Source organism: Kytococcus sp. HMSC28H12, from assembly GCF_001816045.1.
GTDB classification, from domain to species: domain Bacteria; phylum Actinomycetota; class Actinomycetes; order Actinomycetales; family Dermatophilaceae; genus Kytococcus; species Kytococcus schroeteri.
This window is the reverse complement of record NZ_KV824280.1, coordinates 1-14,631: the sequence shown is the minus strand read 5'-3', so window position 1 is coordinate 14,631 and position 14,631 is coordinate 1. Positions and strand designations below refer to the sequence as shown.

Annotated in this window: 14 protein-coding genes; 3 read left to right on the top strand and 11 right to left on the bottom strand. The window is 73.6% G+C overall.

Annotation, left to right across the window (positions count from 1 at the left end; all coding sequences use genetic code 11):
- Positions 1-57: 57 nt before the first annotated feature.
- On the bottom strand, positions 58-372 hold the full coding sequence (locus tag HMPREF3099_RS13325) for a hypothetical protein (RefSeq protein ID WP_070703411.1): 315 nt from the start codon (positions 370-372) through the stop codon (positions 58-60).
- Positions 369-716, bottom strand: a complete 348-nt coding sequence (locus HMPREF3099_RS01350; protein ID WP_070703410.1) for an ArsR/SmtB family transcription factor — start codon at positions 714-716, stop codon at positions 369-371. Before HMPREF3099_RS01350 ends, HMPREF3099_RS13325 begins: the two co-directional genes overlap by 4 nt.
- Positions 717-804: 88 nt before the next feature.
- Here HMPREF3099_RS01350 and HMPREF3099_RS01345 point away from each other — a divergent pair, with 88 nt between their 5' ends.
- The gene (locus HMPREF3099_RS01345) at positions 805-1,986 is read left to right on the top strand and encodes an NYN domain-containing protein (RefSeq protein WP_070703409.1); all 1,182 of its coding nucleotides are present in this window, start codon (positions 805-807) and stop codon (positions 1,984-1,986) included.
- Positions 1,987-1,990: 4 nt separating this feature from the next.
- Here the strand turns inward: HMPREF3099_RS01345 and HMPREF3099_RS01340 are convergent, their stop codons facing one another.
- Positions 1,991-2,923 (bottom strand): siderophore-interacting protein, encoded by a 933-nt coding sequence (locus tag HMPREF3099_RS01340; protein ID WP_070703408.1) that lies wholly within the window; start codon positions 2,921-2,923, stop codon positions 1,991-1,993.
- Between the two features lie 45 nt (positions 2,924-2,968).
- Positions 2,969-3,802: a CPBP family intramembrane glutamic endopeptidase gene (locus HMPREF3099_RS01335; RefSeq protein WP_070703407.1), complete on the bottom strand. Its 834-nt coding sequence runs from the start codon at positions 3,800-3,802 to the stop codon at positions 2,969-2,971.
- 44 nt (positions 3,803-3,846) lie between these two features.
- Here HMPREF3099_RS01335 and HMPREF3099_RS01330 point away from each other — a divergent pair, with 44 nt between their 5' ends.
- Positions 3,847-5,037: an MFS transporter gene (locus tag HMPREF3099_RS01330; protein WP_070703406.1), complete on the top strand. Its 1,191-nt coding sequence runs from the start codon at positions 3,847-3,849 to the stop codon at positions 5,035-5,037.
- A gap of 9 nt (positions 5,038-5,046) precedes the next feature.
- Here HMPREF3099_RS01330 and HMPREF3099_RS01325 read toward each other — a convergent pair whose 3' ends face one another.
- The 4 genes from HMPREF3099_RS01325 to HMPREF3099_RS01310 form a co-directional block, all read right to left on the bottom strand.
- Positions 5,047-5,694 carry a hypothetical protein gene (locus HMPREF3099_RS01325; protein WP_070703405.1) on the bottom strand — a complete coding sequence of 216 codons (648 nt, stop codon included), beginning with the start codon at positions 5,692-5,694 and terminating at the stop codon, positions 5,047-5,049.
- A gap of 161 nt (positions 5,695-5,855) precedes the next feature.
- On the bottom strand, positions 5,856-7,064 hold the full coding sequence (locus tag HMPREF3099_RS01320; RefSeq protein WP_070703404.1) for an MFS transporter: 1,209 nt from the start codon (positions 7,062-7,064) through the stop codon (positions 5,856-5,858).
- 42 nt (positions 7,065-7,106) lie between these two features.
- Positions 7,107-9,860 (bottom strand): MMPL family transporter, encoded by a 2,754-nt coding sequence (locus tag HMPREF3099_RS01315; RefSeq protein ID WP_070703403.1) that lies wholly within the window; start codon positions 9,858-9,860, stop codon positions 7,107-7,109.
- Positions 9,860-10,486: a TetR/AcrR family transcriptional regulator gene (locus HMPREF3099_RS01310; RefSeq protein ID WP_070703402.1), complete on the bottom strand. Its 627-nt coding sequence runs from the start codon at positions 10,484-10,486 to the stop codon at positions 9,860-9,862. The genes HMPREF3099_RS01315 and HMPREF3099_RS01310 overlap by 1 nt, the downstream gene beginning before the upstream one ends.
- Positions 10,487-10,718: 232 nt before the next feature.
- On the opposite strand from HMPREF3099_RS01310, the gene HMPREF3099_RS01305 reads away from it, so the two are divergent.
- On the top strand, positions 10,719-12,203 hold the full coding sequence (locus HMPREF3099_RS01305) for a basic amino acid/polyamine antiporter (protein ID WP_083323384.1): 1,485 nt from the start codon (positions 10,719-10,721) through the stop codon (positions 12,201-12,203).
- Between the two features lie 63 nt (positions 12,204-12,266).
- Here HMPREF3099_RS01305 and HMPREF3099_RS01300 read toward each other — a convergent pair whose 3' ends face one another.
- The 3 genes from HMPREF3099_RS01300 to HMPREF3099_RS01290 form a co-directional block, all read right to left on the bottom strand.
- Positions 12,267-12,980, bottom strand: a complete 714-nt coding sequence (locus HMPREF3099_RS01300; RefSeq protein ID WP_168168404.1) for a GAF and ANTAR domain-containing protein — start codon at positions 12,978-12,980, stop codon at positions 12,267-12,269.
- 42 nt (positions 12,981-13,022) lie between these two features.
- Positions 13,023-13,769, bottom strand: a complete 747-nt coding sequence (locus tag HMPREF3099_RS01295) for an ABC transporter ATP-binding protein (protein WP_083323383.1) — start codon at positions 13,767-13,769, stop codon at positions 13,023-13,025.
- Positions 13,766-14,631, bottom strand: an 866-nt coding sequence (locus HMPREF3099_RS01290; protein WP_141761918.1) for an ABC transporter permease subunit, incomplete at its 5' end; no start/stop codon positions are given. The genes HMPREF3099_RS01295 and HMPREF3099_RS01290, both read right to left, overlap by 4 nt.

Below are 14,631 nucleotides of genomic sequence, written 5' to 3'. Positions count from 1 at the left end.
GACGGAGGGGGCGGACCACCAGGTGGTCCGCCCCCTCCGTCGTGCCGGGAGGCCTGCTCAGCCGTGCTGGCAGGTGGAGCAGGTGCACTGCGCGCAGGTGCAGGTGCTGCAGCTGTCGGAGCAGTTGGAGCACTCGCAGGTGGCGTGCACGCACTCGGTGCAGGAGCACTCCGTGCTGGCGCAGGTGGCGCAGGGGCCCTCGCAGCCGCAGGTGCAGGTGGCGCACTCGTCGTAGTGGCCCTCGTGCTCACGGTGGGCGTGGCCGTCGTGCAGGTAGTCCACGTGGTTCAGGTGCACCACGGCCTGGTGGCCGCAGTCGGGGCCGTGGGTGTGGGCGTGGGTCTCGTGGGTGGGGTGGGCGGTGGTGGTCATGCGTCCTCCTGGTCGTGCTTCTCGGTGGCCCCGGGGCCGGGGTCGTCGTGGCAGTGCTCCCGGGCGTGCGCCAGGGCGTCGGCGACCACGTGGAGCACGTGGTCGTCCAGGACCGAGTAGTGCGACTCCCGCCCCTGTCGCCGGGTGGTCACCAGGCACTGGTCGCGCAGCACGCGCAGGTGCTGGGAGACCAGCGGCTGGGAGTGACCCGTGGCCTCCACGAGCTGGGTGACGGTCCGCTCCCCACCGGCCAGCAGCTCCAGGAGCTGCAGGCGGATGGGCGAGGAGAGCACCCGGAACATGGCGGCGGCGCGAGTACGGAGGTCGACGTCCTCGTGGTCCATGCCCTGATCGTAGTATGCGATTCCGCGCATATGCAAGGGGGTGCATGCTTCGGTACTGGCCGGGACCGGGTCGCGTAGGCTCGGGCGGGTGGAAGAAGACCGCATCGCACTGTTCGTCGACTACGAGAACCTCGCGCTCGGGGCACGCGACCACCTCGGGGGCATGGCCTTCGAGCTCAAGCCCATCGCCGACGCCCTGGCCGAACGCGGCCGCGTGGTGGTGCGCAAGGCGTACGCGGACTGGTCCTACTTCGACGAGGACCGCCGCATGCTGACCCGCAGCCACGTGGAGCTCATCGAGATGCCCCAGCGCATGGGGGCCAGCCGCAAGAACGCCGCCGACATCAAGATGGTGGTCGACGCCATCGAGATGGCCTTCGAGCGCGACTACATCACCACCTTCGCCATCTGCACCGGTGACTCCGACTTCACCCCGTTGGTGCACAAGCTGCGCGAGCTGAACAAGAACGTCATCGGCGTGGGCGTGCGCAACTCCACCTCGGCGATGCTGCCGCCCAGCTGCGACGAGTTCCTCTTCTACGACACCCTCGACGGCGTGGACCCGCACGTGCCCGCCGAGGACTCCAAGAAGTCCTCCGGCGGCCGCGGCAAGGGCAAGACCAAGGCCTCCGCCAAGGCCGATGCCGGCCCACCGGAGAGCACGGACACCCCCACCACCCCCGAGGCCGGGAAGGCCGAGGAGAAGCCCAAGGGCGGCAAGTCCTCGGGCCGGGGCCGCGGCGCCAAGACCACCCCGGACGGCGAGGAGGTGGCCACCGCCAACCAGGGAACGGGCGCCATCGCGCCGCTCGTGGCCCAGACGGTGGCCGGCCTGGCACGCACCACCAGCGGGGCCGTCACGGCATCGGCACTGAAGCGCACCCTGCTACGCAAGGACCCCACCTTCTCCGAGGCCGACTTCGGCTTCCGCGCCTTCGGCGAGCTGCTCAAGCACCTCGACGACCGGGGCGTCATCACCCTCTCGGACGGCCCCTCCTCAGGCGACCCGGTGGTGGAGCTGCCCGGCGAGGCCGACCGCGAGGTGGCCTTCGACCTGCTGCGCCGCGTGCTCGACGAGGAGGACCCCGAGGGCGACGGCGTGCCGCTGTCCGGTCTCAAGGACCGCCTGCGCCACCACGAGAGCGAGTTCACCGAGAAGGCCCTCGGGTACTCGAGCTTCCTGCAGTTCTGCAAGGCCGCCGACACCGAGGACGTGGCCGAGCTGTGGTGGGACGACGAGCACGACGGCTACCTGGTGGCCGCCCTCTGAGCGGTCAGACCTGGCTGACGCCCTGCTTCCAGTAGCCCATGAAGGCGACCTGCCGGCGGTCCCAGCCGCGCTCTCGCACGAGGTGGCGGCGCAGGGCCTTCACGGTGCCGGACTCGGCGGCCAGCCAGGCGTAGGCCTGCCCGGCGCCGGTCACCTCGGCGAGCTCCCACGGCACGGCCTCGGCGTCGTCGGTGACGTCCGGGGCGTCGGAGGCGTGGGTATCCGCCGCGACCCCTGACGCCCCGGGCTCCACCGTCAGGCGCGCCGGCAGCTCGGCGACGAGGCGCTCCCCCGGTGCCTGCCCGGCATCGCGCGGGAGCCAGACCACGTCCACCCCCGTCGGCGCGATGACGGGACGCACGTCGTCGGCCGAGGGCACCTCGAGGAAGGCCTGGCCGGTGGCCAGCGGGTCGAGGACGCGCAGGACGTTCACGATGGCGGGCAGTGCCGTCTCGTCGCCGGCCAGCAGGAAGCGCTCGGCCGTGCCGGGCGTCCAGTCCACGCCGGCCGCCTCGTGGCCGGGCACCTCGGCATCGGGCCCCCAGAGCATGACCGGGTCCCCAACCTGCACGCCCAGCGCCCAGCGGGACCCCGGGCCGGTGTCGCCGTGCACGGCCACGTCCACGTCCACCTCGCCCTCGGAGCGGCGCACGGCCGAGGGGGTGTAGGTGCGGAAGGTGTTGCGGCGGTCCTCGGGCATCTCGCGCCACTCCAGGTACCAGGTGTCGCCGGTGGGGAAGCTGGCGAAGGGATCGGCGTCCGGCTGTGCGTCGGGGCCGGCCTCGAGGGGGAACACGAGCTTGATGCGCTGGTCCAGACAGGTGTCGCCGAAGCGGCGCAGGTCCGGATCGCGCAGGGTGACGCGGACGAAGCTCGGTGAGACCCGGCGCACGGCGGCGACGGTGGCACGGAAGTCACGGAAGGTCGGCTGGGCCATGCGCGCAGCCTACGTGAGGTGAGGCTGACCTCACCCGCGGCTCGCTCAGAGCCAGTCGACCTGCGGGGCCACGAGCGCGTACCCGACGAAGGCCACGAGGTCGATGAGCACGTGCGCCCCCACCAACGGCGCCACGCGGCGCGTGCGCAGGAACCAGGCCCCCAGCAGCAGGCCCATGGCCACGTTGCCCACTCCCCCGCCGATGCCCTGGTAGAGGTGGTAGCAGCCGCGCAGCAGGGCCACCGCCACCACCGCCGCCACCGGCCCCCGGCCGAGCTGCCGGGCGCGGGTGAGCAGGTAGGCCAGCACCACCTCCTCGAGCACGCCGTTCTTCACGGCCGCCAGCACGAGGAGACCCAGCGACCACCACGGCGCCCCCTCGGAGGCCGCCTGCACGGTGGTGTTCACCCCGGCCGCCGTGGCCACCAGGTAGAGCCCCAGCCCGGGGATGCCGATGAGGGCGGCCAGCAGCGTGGCGTCGCGCAGGTCTCGCCCGGGGCGGCGCAGGTCGAGGCCGAGACGGCGGGCCCCGGCCAGGAGGGGGCGGTCCGCGTCCCGGGAGTCCGCGGCGCCCCGGCCCGTGGCACCCGTCGTGCCCGGCGCCGCAGCGTCATCCCGGCCCGTCACGGCATCGCGGCCGAGGAGGAACAGCACCAGGGCGGCCGGCACGAGGGCGAGGCCCACTCCCACCAGCTCCGTGGCCACCGACAGCCACGGGCGCCCCGGGTCGGCCGGCACGTTCATGCGCGTGGTGGCGCCCGCCAGCCCGCCGGGCCGCGTGAGCAGGTCCACCAGCCGCAGCAGCGACCAGACGGCCGAGGCCCCGAGGGAGAGGCCGAGCACCAGCCAGACCTCGGTGCGCAGCACGGAACGGTTCATGCACGGAAGGCTACGGCGACGTGGGGTCTGGGAGGATGCGGCCCATGCTGCGCCCCGCCCTCACCGCCGCCCCGCACACGGCCGCGATCTTCGTGGTCAACGGCTTCCTCATCGGCACCTGGGGCGGGCTGCTGGCCAGCGTCCGGCAGCGCGTCGGCATCCACGAGGGCGACGTGAGCGTGCTGCTCGTGGTGCTCGGCTGCTCAGCGGCGGTGACCATGCAGGTGACCGGGCGCCTCGCCGACCGCATCGGCGCACGCCGCCCCACCGTGGTGGGCGCGGGGGTGATGCTGGTGGCCTTCGCCGTGCTCGCGGCGGCGACCTCCTGGCCGATGGTGCTGGCGGCCGCGGTGCTGCTGGGCCTGGGCAACGGGGCCATGGACGTCTCCATGAACGCCATGGCCGTGCACGCCGAGAAGCGGTCGGGCCGGCGCATCCTCAGCACCCTGCACGCGTTCTTCTCGGTCGGGTCGCTCCTGGGGGCCAGCGCGGTGCTGCTCGCCGGGCTGCTCACCGACGGGCCGGGTGGCACGGTGGTGGCGGCCACGCTGGCGGCCGTCGTGCTGGCCGGCGGTCTCCTGGCCGTCACCGCACCTGGCACGCCGGACACCCCCGTGGTCTCCCACCGCACCGAGGAGGGCCACCGCACCCGGCTGCCGGCGGTGACCTGGCTGCTGGCCGCGATGGCGGTGCTCTTCGGCATCACCGAGGGGACCGGCTGGGACTGGTCCACCATCCACGTCACCGACGTCACCGGCGTCTCCCCCGGCCGGGGCGCGGCGGGGCTGGCCGTGTTCTCGGCTGCGATGGTGACCCTGCGCCTGTGCGGTGACTGGCTGGTGGAGCGCCTCGGCGCCCGCACCGCCCTGGCCGGGGGCGCCGGCATCGCGGCCGTGGGCTACCTGGTGGGTGTCACCCAGGACGCGTTCTGGGTGGTGCTGCTCGGCTGGCTGCTGGTGGGCACGGGCGTGGCCGTCCTGGCGCCCCTGATCTACGGCATGGCCGGGCACCTCGGCGGCGGACGGATGCTGGCCGTGGTGGCCGGCGCGGGCTACCTGACCTTCCTGGCGGGCCCCGCCCTCATCGGGTGGACGAGCCTGCACTGGGGCATGGGCGGCGCGATGGTGGTGCCCACCACCACTGCGCTGGCCGTGGCCTCGCTGGCACTGGCCCTGCCGCGCAGCGCCGCGGAGGCGGCCACGGCCGAGGCCGGGGGCGACTCCGCGGCGCACTGAGCGAGGTCCTCAGGAGGCCGAGGCAGCGGCGTCCGGGGCGGGCGCGGTGGTCGCCGCGTCGTCGGAGGTCTCACCGTCCCCGGCGGAGGGGGCCTGCTCGCTGCGCTCGCCGTGGTCGCCGTGGTCGCCGCGATCGCCCTGCTCACCGTGGTCGCCGCGCTCACCCGGCTCGGGCAGCTGCTCGTCGAGCATCTCGGTGAGGCGCTCCTTCTCGTCGGCGAGCATCGCGTCCACGAGCGTCTCGCGGTCCACGCCGGCAGCGTCCGCGACCTCGCCCAGGGTCTGGTCCCCGAGCTTCTCGCGGAGCTGGTCGGTGGTCAGGCCCAGGGTCTCGGCGGCCGCGTCGAGGGAGGGCCCGCCACGGTGCTCGTGCTCCGGGCCGCCCTGCGGGCCGTGGCCGTGGTGGCCGCCGGGGCCGTCCTGCGGGCCGCGCACGTCGTCGGGACGCTCCCGGTCGGTGTCGCCCTGCCGACCGGGGGCCGCCTGGTCCCCCGCCGTGACCTGGTCGCCGGGGGTCACGCTGCTGGCAGTGGAACTGGAGGCCTGGCCGCTGCCGCCCGTGTGCCCGTCGGCGAGGGCCGGGGCGGCGAGGGCGACGGACGCACCGGCGACGGCGACGGCCGCCAGGGTGAGGGGCTTGCTGAAGCGAGGTGCCATGACGCACTCCTGTCGTCTCCCGGGAGGACCCCGGACCGGCAGCGGTTGCCGGTGACGGGTGGACAACGGGGCGACTCTGGGAGAACACCCCCGGAGGCGCTGTGGTGGCGCTGTGGATCTGCCCCCAGGAACCTGTGAGCGGCGAGGGGGTGTGGGCCGGGTCAGTGCACGGCGGCGCGGGCGGTCTCGCGGCGACCGATCCACACCAGCAGCGCCACCCCCATCACCACGCCGGTGAGGGCGAAGGCCACCCCGTAGCCGTAGTGCTCGGCCACCAGCCCGACGAGGATCGGGCCGAGGATGGCGCCCACGTCCTGCGCCATCTGGAAGCCGGCGAGCACCGTGCCGGCGGAGCGTTCGTTGCCCACCACGTCGGCCACGGCGGCCTGCTGCGCGGGGTTGAGCAGACCGGCGCCGACGCCCGCCACCGCCATCACCGCGAGGTACACCCACACGTTGGTGATGACGCCGGAGAAGGCCGTGAACACGCCGCAGAGCACCAACCCGCCCAGCACCAGCGGGCGGCGGCCGATGCGGTCGCTCAGACGTCCGGCGTGGTTGAGCACGGCCACGTTGCCCACGGCGAACGCGGCCAGCGCGAACCCGGCGGTCTGCGGACCGGCGTGGAGCACCTCCACCACGAACAGCGGCACCAGCGCCACACGGACGCCGAAGTTGGACCACCCGTTGGCGAAGCCGCTGGTGAGGCAGGCACGGTAGACCGGGTCGCCCCAGGCCTCGCGGACGCTCATGCGCGGCGGCACGGCCCCGACCCCGGCCGGCGATCGGATGGCCTCGGGGCGGATCCCCAGGCCCACCACGACCGCGGCCACCAGCAGCGAGCCGCCGTAGATGAGGAAGGGCGCGCGCAGCCCCAGCGGCGCGAGCAGCCCCCCGAGCACGGGTCCGAAGACGTTGCCCAGCAGGAAGGCCGAGCCGTAGGCGGCCGAGACCCGCCCCCGGTGGGTGGGCGGGGAGAGCCGCACGAGGAGCGCCACCGCCGAGACGGTGAACATCGTGGAGCCGATGCCGCCGACGGACCGGAAGGCCAGCAACCAGCCGTAGCTCGAGGCCAGCCCGGCCGCGGCCGTGGAGAGCGCCACCACGAGCAGGCCCACGAGGTAGACGGGCCGTTCGCCGAACCGCTCCGAGAGGCGCCCTCCCACCGGGGCGAAGAGCAGCCGGAAGGCGGCGAAGGTGGACACGATGGTGGCCGCGGCGGTGGGGCCCACCCCGAAGCTCCGGGCGAACTGCGGGATGGCCGGGGCCACGATGCCGAAGCCCACGGCCACGACGAAGGCGGCGCCGATGAGGATCCAGACCTCCCTCGAGAAGGCCTTCTCCTGCACCTGCGCCGCCTGCGTCGTCATCGGGGGCAGCCTACGGCGGGCCACCTTCCCCCGACCGTCGGGTCACGCCGTGGTGTGCCCCTCGGCGTCCACACCGTGGCTGCGCTGCAGCTTGGTGCCCTCCACGTCGAGGTCCGGCAGCAGCCGGTCGAGCCAGCGCGGCATCCACCACGCCTTCTCGCCCAGGAGGTGCATGAGGGCCGGGGTGAGCGTCATGCGCACCACGAAGGCGTCCACGAGCACGCCCAGCGCCAGGCCCAGACCCATCGGCCGGATCATCACCAGCTCGGCGTGGATGAAGCCGGCGAACACCGACACCATGATGAGCGCGGCGGCCGTGACCACCGAGACCCCGGCGCCGAAGCCCTTGTGCACCGCCTCGCGGGCGCTGGCCCCGTGGGCCCAGGCCTCGCGCATGCCGGAGACGAGGAACATCTGGTAATCCATGGCCAGCCCGAAGAGCACACCGATGACGATGGTGGGCAGGAAGGACAGGATGGGTCCGCCCTCGTTGACCGCGAAGACCGGGCCCAGCCAGCCCCACTGGTAGACCGCGACGACGGCACCGAAGGCCGCCCCGACGCTCAGCAGGAAGCCGGCGGTGGCCACCAGCGGCACGAGCAGGCTGCGGAAGACGAGCACCAGCAGCAGCAGGCTGAGGCCCACCACCACGGCCAGGTACAGCGGCAGGCTGCTGGCCAGTGCGTCGGAGACGTCGATGTTGGCCACGGTGAGGCCGGTGAAGCCCAGCTCCACGTGGTCCTCCTGCTCGATGCCGGTGGCGGCGTCGCGCAGGCGGTTGACGGTGTCCACGGTGGCCGCGTCGCCGGGGCCGGTGGTCGGCGTGATCTGGAAGGCCATCACCGAGCGGTCCTCGCTGGTGCCGATGGGCACCACGTGGTCCACGCCCTCGACGTCCTTGAGGGCCATCCCGATGGAGGTCTGGCGCTCGGCCACCTCGGCCTTGCTCAGACCCTCGGGCGCCTCGGCCATGGCCACCAGGGCGCCGTTGGCACCGGGACCGAACTCCTCGCGGATGGTGTCGAAGGTCTGGTAGCCCTGCGACGCCGCAGGGGCGGTGGAGCCGTCGGGCATGCCCAGGCGCATGTCGGTGACCGGCCACGCCATCGTGCCCAGGACGGCCACCACGGCGGCCACGGTGAGCCACGGGGCACGGGTCACCCAGCGGGTCCAGCGGGGGTGGTCGTCCTCGGGCGTGACGTGCTTCCAGGCCGAGGTCGCACCACCGGCGGCGCGCTTCTCGGCCGGGGTGGCGGCGTGGGCGCGGGCGTCCAGCTCGGCGCGGCGGGCGGCGCGACCACGACGGCCGAGCACGCGGTCACCGAGGAGCGACATGAGCGCCGGCCCCAGGGTCCAGGTCAGCAGCACCGCCACCAGCACGGTGCCGGCGGCCACCAGGCCCATCACGGACAGGAAGGGGATGCCGGTGAGGGTGAGCGCCGCTAGGGCGATGACGACCGTGGCGCCGGCCACGCCCACGGCGTTGCCCGCGGTGCCGGTGGCCAGGCCGAGGGACTCGTGCTTGTCCATGCCGGAGGCCATCTGGGTGCGGTGGCGGTGCAGGATGAACAGCGTGTAGTCGATGCCGACCGCCAGGCCGAGCATCACGGCCAGCGCCGGGGTGATGCTCTGCATCGTCACCACCGAGCTGAGGGCCATGGCGGCCCCGACCCCGACGGCCACGCCGATGACGGCGTTGACCAGCGGCAGCCCGGCGGCGAGCAGGCCGCGGAGCATGACCAGCAGCACGAGGGCGGCCACGGCCAGGCCGATGATCTCGCCGGGCCCCATGATGGAGCTCGCGTCCTGGCTCATCTCCTCCGAGAAGGTGGTGGTGATGCCGTGCTCGGACAGCCCGTCGGCCTTGGCCATGACGGCCTCGCGCTGCTCGATGGGCAGGCTGTTGGGCTGCTCGGTGAAGCGGATCTGGGTGTACGCGGTGGTGCCGGAGGAGGCGACGAAGCGCATGCCCTCGGACATCTTCTGCTGGGCCTCGCCCTGCTCCAGCTGCGTGCGGCCGTCGGCGAGGTCGGACTCGGCGTCGTCGAGCTTCTTCTCGTTCTGGCGCACCTGCTGCTGGCCGGCGCGGAGCTTCTTCTCGTTGCGCTCCAGCTCGGCCTGCCCGGCCTCGAGCTCCTTCTCGCCGGCCTCGAGGCGGGCGCGGCCCTGCTCGAGCTGGGCGGTCATGCCCTGCACGCGGGGGTCGTCCGGCCCGGCCTGGGCGCGCAGGGCGGCGAGCTGCTCCTCGGCCTGCTCCAGCTCGGTGCGCTTGCCCTCGAGCTGCTTGCGGCCGGAGGCCAGCTCCTTGCGGCCCTTCTCCAGCTGCTTGCGGCCGTCGGCGAGGTCGGCCTTCGCCTTCTCGAGCTTCTCGCGCCCGGCCTCCACCTCCTTGCGACCGGAGGCCAGCTCCTTGCGGCCCTTCTCCAGCTCGTCGCCGCTGCCGTCGATGCGCTTCTGCAGGGCGAAGGGGTTCTCCGCCCCGGTCACGCCCTCGGAGTCGGCGAAGTCCTTGACGGTGGCGGCGATGGCGCGGCGCTGCTCGGAGGTGAACTCCGAGCCGTCCCGCGTGGAGAACACGACGGTGCCCACACCGCCGGCGGCGTCGGGCAGCTCGGACTTCAGCTGGTCATTGACCCGCTGGAACTCGGTGCCGGGAATGGTGAACTCGGTGCTCAGCGGCTTGGAGAAGGCCGCGGCGGCACCGCCGACGGCGCCGAGCACGAGGAGCCAGGCCAGCAGGACCGGCCACACGTGGCGGGAGGCCCAGTGGCCGAGGGAGTAGAGACGTTCGGCCATCAGGCCCGTCCTTCCGGGGTCGTGGGGAGGGTGGTCGTGTCGAGGGAGGGTTCGGGGGAAGCGGGGGCGCTGCCGTACCCGGCACGCAGGTGGTCCAGGGCACGGCGGGCGTGCTCGAGGAAGAGGGCGCGGGAGTCCGCGTCGGCCCGCCCGGAGGTCTCCTCCAGCCAGACCCCGGCCGCGGTCTCGATGACGCCGAGGCCGCTGCGGACCAGCCCCCCGAGGTAGAGCCGGTCGACCGACCCGCCGGGGGTGCGCAGGCGATCGCTCAGCAGGTGCACGGCATCGGCGACGCAGCGGGCCACCAACGTGGCCTCGGCCCGCTCGGGGGTGGGGCTGGAGGTGGCCACGGCGCGGATGCGGGCGAAGTGCTCGAAACGCGCCTCGTCGAACACGCGCGGCAGGGCCTCACGGAGCACGTCGAGCGGCGGCGTGCCGGCCGGCGCCCGGTCGAACTCGGCCACGACCGCCTCCAGCGCGGAGCCGACCGGGGCCAGCAGGCACTCCTCGACGCTGCCGAAGTAGTTGAAGAGGGTGCGGCGCGAGACGCCGGCCTGCTCGGCCACGGCCTCGGCCGTCAGCGCGGCGATGCCGTCGGAGTCGACGACCCGGGCCGCGGCAGCCACGAGGGCTGCCCGTGCGTTCCTTGTGGGCCGCTCTCAGTGACATGGCACCAGCGTAGGAAGGAAGATGCACTGCGTGCAAACTTGCCCGTCGTGCAAGACCCTCTCCCCTCCCCCGCATTCGGCACCACGTCAACGAATCGCCCCACGAGCGCGTGACCGGCCGCACAGCTGATGCGGGGAGCGTCACGCTCGGCACCCCGGGAACCGGGCCCGAGCCGTGCAGAATGTGCGCATGGCAACCCCCCTCACCACCCCTGACACCGAGCCCACCAGCGGCTCCGGCGGCACCGACGGCGACCAGAAGCAGTCGACCCTCGGCCTGCCGCAGCTCACCGCGCTGGTCGTCGGCTCCATGGTCGGCGGCGGCATCTTCGGCCTGCCCATGAACATGGCACAGGCCGCGGCCCCCGGCCCCCTCCTCATCGGGTGGGGCATCACCGGCGTCGGCATGCTCATGCTCGCCCTGACCTTCACGCTCCTGGCCCGACTGGCCCCGAACCCCGACGGCGGCGTCTACGGGTACGCCCGCGACGGCTTCGGTCGCTTCCTCGGCTTCTCCTCGGCCTGGGGCTACTGGATCAGCGCCCTGCTGGGCAACCTCTCCTACTTCATCCTCGTCTTCTCCACGCTCGGCCTCTGGTGGCCGAGCATCTTTGGCGAGGGCAACACGCTCGCCTCCTTGGCCGGGCAGACCGTGCTGCTGTGGCTCTACGTGGCCCTCATGCTGCGCGGCGTCCGGGAGGCCGCGGGCTTCAACCTGGTCATCACCATCGCCAAGATCGTGCCCATCCTGGCCTTCGTGGTGCTCACGGCCGTGGCCTGGGACTACGGCGTCTTCTCCACCGACTTCTGGGGCCACGAGACCACCGGCGACAGCATTCTCACCCAGGTGCGCGGCATGATGATCGTGACCGTGTGGATGTTCGTCGGCATCGAGGGCGCCACCGTGTACTCCCAGCGCGCCCGCAACCGCAAGGACATCTCCAAGGCCACCGTGGTGGGCTTCCTCGGCGTCATCGCCCTGCTGGTGGCGGTCAACATGCTCAGCGCCGGCATCCTCAGCCAGGCCGAGCTGGCCGGCCTGCAGGACCCGTCCATGGCAGGCGTGCTCAAGGAGGCCGTCGGCCCCTGGGGTGCCGGCCTGGTGAGCGTGGGCCTGCTGGTCTCCGTCATCGGCGCCTTGCTGGCCTGGATGCTGCTGTGCGCCGAGATCCTCAGCGTCACCGCCCGCGACGGCGCCATGCCCCGCGGCCTGGCCACGGAGAACAAGCACGGCACCGCCACGTGGTCGGTGCTCGTGAGCGCCCTCGCGCTGCAGGCCTCGATCATCTACGCCCACTTCGCCGGGTCCAACTACCTGGTGGTCATCCTCATGGCCGGCTCGATGATCCTGCTGCCCTATCTGCTCTCGGCCCTCTACGGCGCGGCCCTGGCCTGGCGCCACCGCAACGGCCGGGGCGCCTCGATGGTGCACGTGGTGATGGCCGCCATCGCCGCGCTCTACTCGCTGTGGCTGATCTACGCCGGCGGCCTGAACTACCTGCTCATGACCATGCTGTTCTACGTGCCCGGCCTGCTGGTCTACCTGTGGGCCCAGAAGGAGGGGCGCGTGCGCCCGGCCATGAAGGGCTACGAGTGGGTCGTGTTCGGCATCATGCTCGTGGGCTTCATCGCGGCAGTGGTGGGTCTGCAGCAGGGGTGGCTCTCCACCGAGTGACCCCCGCACCCCACACACCCGGAGGGCGGTCCGTCACCGACGGGCCGCCCTCCGGCGCATCCATCAGTCCCCTGTGTCCCCGGTGACGACCTCGCGGGCCACCTCGGCCAGCCGCACGTTGGTGGTGCGGGAGCGCTGGCGCAGCAACTCAAAGGCCCCCTCGGGGCCGGCCCCAGTGCGCTCCATGAGCACACCCTTGGCCTGCCCGATGAGGTCCCGGCTGTCCAGGGCGCGGTGCAGGTGGCTGATGTGCTGGCGGTGGCTCAGCGCCAGCGAGGCGGGGGCCTCCACCAGGCGAGCCCGGTGCTCTGCGTCGTCGTCGAAACGGTGCGGGGCGTCGGCGTAGAAGTTCAGCGCCCCCAGGCCGGCGCCGCCGACCTCGTCGACCGCCCCCTCGAAGGTGTGCAGGCGCACGCCCATCATCGAGGCCACGCCGTGGTCGGCGGCCCAGCGGCTGAAGCGGGGCCAGGTGGTGTCGGTGGCCGTGTCGGGCAGGTGGGTCACCGGGGCCTCCCGGACGGCCGAGACGCACGGCCCCTCGCCGTACTGCTCCTGGAAGCGGTCCACCTCGAAGCAGACCGGTACCGTCGCGGCCACGGTGTCGATGCGGCCCCCGGCCCGCAGCAGCGTCACGGCCACCTCGCACCCCTCGCCCACGAGTTCGCGGGCCGCGCGGCAGATCTCCGCGGCGAGGTCCTCCACCTCCTCGGAGGCACGGAAGCGGTGGGTGATGGCGGCCAGGCGTGCGGCGAGGTCACCGGTGGGGGTCTGGGTCATGCCCACCATCGTCGCCCGCCGGCGGCACGAGTGCCACCGCAGTCAGCCGAGGACCTCCTCCGGGGAGCCGCGGCGCAGCACCCGGCCGGCGTCCATGAGCACCACGGCGTCGGCCAGCCGGGCCTCGTCGTGGTCGTGGGTCACCAGCAGCGCGGTGGTCGAGCTCTCGGCCACGAGGCGCCGCAGGTCCTGCCCCAGGGCCACGCGCAGGTCGCGGTCGAGGGCGCTGAGGGGCTCGTCGAGCAGGAGCACGTCCGGGTCCGCGGCCAGCCCCCGCGCCAGGGCCACACGCTGCCGCTGGCCGCCGGAGAGGGTGCGCGGGTCGCGGTCCTGGGTGCCGGGCAGGCCCACCTGCTCCAGCAGCTCGGCCGTGCGCTGCCGGCGGGCGGCGCGGGAGACGCCGCGCAGGCGCAGGGCGTAGCCCACGTTGTCGGCCACGGAGAGGTGGTCGAACAACTGGCCGTCCTGGAAGACGAGCACGAAGTTGCGGCGGTGCGGTGGCACGCCGGTGACCTCCCGTCCGCCGAAGCACACCGTGCCGGCTGCGACCTGCTCGAGGCCGGCCACCACACGCAGCAGCGTGCTCTTGCCGCACCCGGAGGGGCCGAGGACGGCGGTCATGGTGCCGCGGGGCAGGTCGAGGTCCACGGCGTCCAGGGCGCGGACGGAGCCACGGCGCGCGGGGAAGTCCACGGTGGCGCCGCGCACCTCCAGGCCAGCGGGGCGGTCGGTCTCGGCAGGGCGGTCGGTCTCGGCGGGGCGGGTGGGCTCGGCATCGGATGACGTCACCAGGAACCTCCGGCGGACGGGGCGAGGCGGTCGACCACGGCCATGACGGCCACGGTCACGGCGGCCAGCAGCACGCTGGCCGCCAGGGCGAGGCCGAAGCCGGAGCCGCCGGGACGGCCCACCAGCTCGGCGATGACGACGGGGACGGTCGGGGCGTCCGGTCGGGCCAGGAAGCTCGTGGCGCCGAACTCCCCCAGGCACACCGCGAGCGCGAAGCCAGCCGCAGCGGCAGCGGGGCGGGCGGCCAGGCGGGCGTCCACGGTGAGGAACTGCCGCCACGGCGGGGCCCCCAGGGAGGCGGCCACCTGCCGCTGCCGGTCGTCGATGCCCTGGAGCACCGGGGTCAGGGTGCGCACCACCAGCGGGGCGGCCACGAGCGCCTGCGCCAACGGGACGAGCAGCGGTGAGCTGCGCAGGTCCACCGGCGGGGAGTCCAGGGCGATGAGGAAGCCGAAGCCCACCGTCACCGCGGAGACCCCCAGCGGCACCATGAAGAGCAGGTCGAGCACGCGGACGGTGGCCGCCCGGGCCGGCGTGCGGGTGGGCCGCGAGAGCGCGATGGCGACGAGCACCCCCAGCACGAGCGCCACCATCGTGCCGTCCACCGCGGCGCGCCAGGAGTTCTCCAGCGCCTGGAGCACAGTGACCTGGAGGCCGGCGTCGGCGGCCGCCTCCGGGGAGGACAGAGCGCGGTAGTTGCGCAGCGACCAGGCAGTCCCCTCCGCGGTGCGCACCTGCAGCGAGCGCACCACCAAGGTGGCCACCGGTGCGGTGACGAAGGCCAGCACGGCCACAGCCACGGCCACCGCGGGCAGGTCGCCCCGGCGCACCGGGCGCGGCGCCGCCCCCGCCCCCGTGGCCC

Bases quoted from the DNA above. Each gene is read 5' to 3' on its own strand.
- HMPREF3099_RS01305 (WP_083323384.1), top strand. From the start codon at position 10,719: ATGGCAACCCCCCTCACCACCCCTGACACCGAGCCCACCAGCGGCTCC.
- HMPREF3099_RS01350 (WP_070703410.1), bottom strand. From the start codon at position 716: ATGGACCACGAGGACGTCGACCTCCGTACTCGCGCCGCCGCCATGTTC.
- HMPREF3099_RS01335 (WP_070703407.1), bottom strand. From the start codon at position 3,802: ATGAACCGTTCCGTGCTGCGCACCGAGGTCTGGCTGGTGCTCGGCCTC.
- HMPREF3099_RS13325 (WP_070703411.1), bottom strand. From the start codon at position 372: ATGACCACCACCGCCCACCCCACCCACGAGACCCACGCCCACACCCAC.
- HMPREF3099_RS01320 (WP_070703404.1), bottom strand. From the start codon at position 7,064: ATGACGACGCAGGCGGCGCAGGTGCAGGAGAAGGCCTTCTCGAGGGAG.
- HMPREF3099_RS01325 (WP_070703405.1), bottom strand. From the start codon at position 5,694: ATGGCACCTCGCTTCAGCAAGCCCCTCACCCTGGCGGCCGTCGCCGTC.
- HMPREF3099_RS01340 (WP_070703408.1), bottom strand. From the start codon at position 2,923: ATGGCCCAGCCGACCTTCCGTGACTTCCGTGCCACCGTCGCCGCCGTG.
- HMPREF3099_RS01315 (WP_070703403.1), bottom strand. From the start codon at position 9,860: ATGGCCGAACGTCTCTACTCCCTCGGCCACTGGGCCTCCCGCCACGTG.
- HMPREF3099_RS01300 (WP_168168404.1), bottom strand. From the start codon at position 12,980: ATGACCCAGACCCCCACCGGTGACCTCGCCGCACGCCTGGCCGCCATC.
- HMPREF3099_RS01330 (WP_070703406.1), top strand. From the start codon at position 3,847: ATGCTGCGCCCCGCCCTCACCGCCGCCCCGCACACGGCCGCGATCTTC.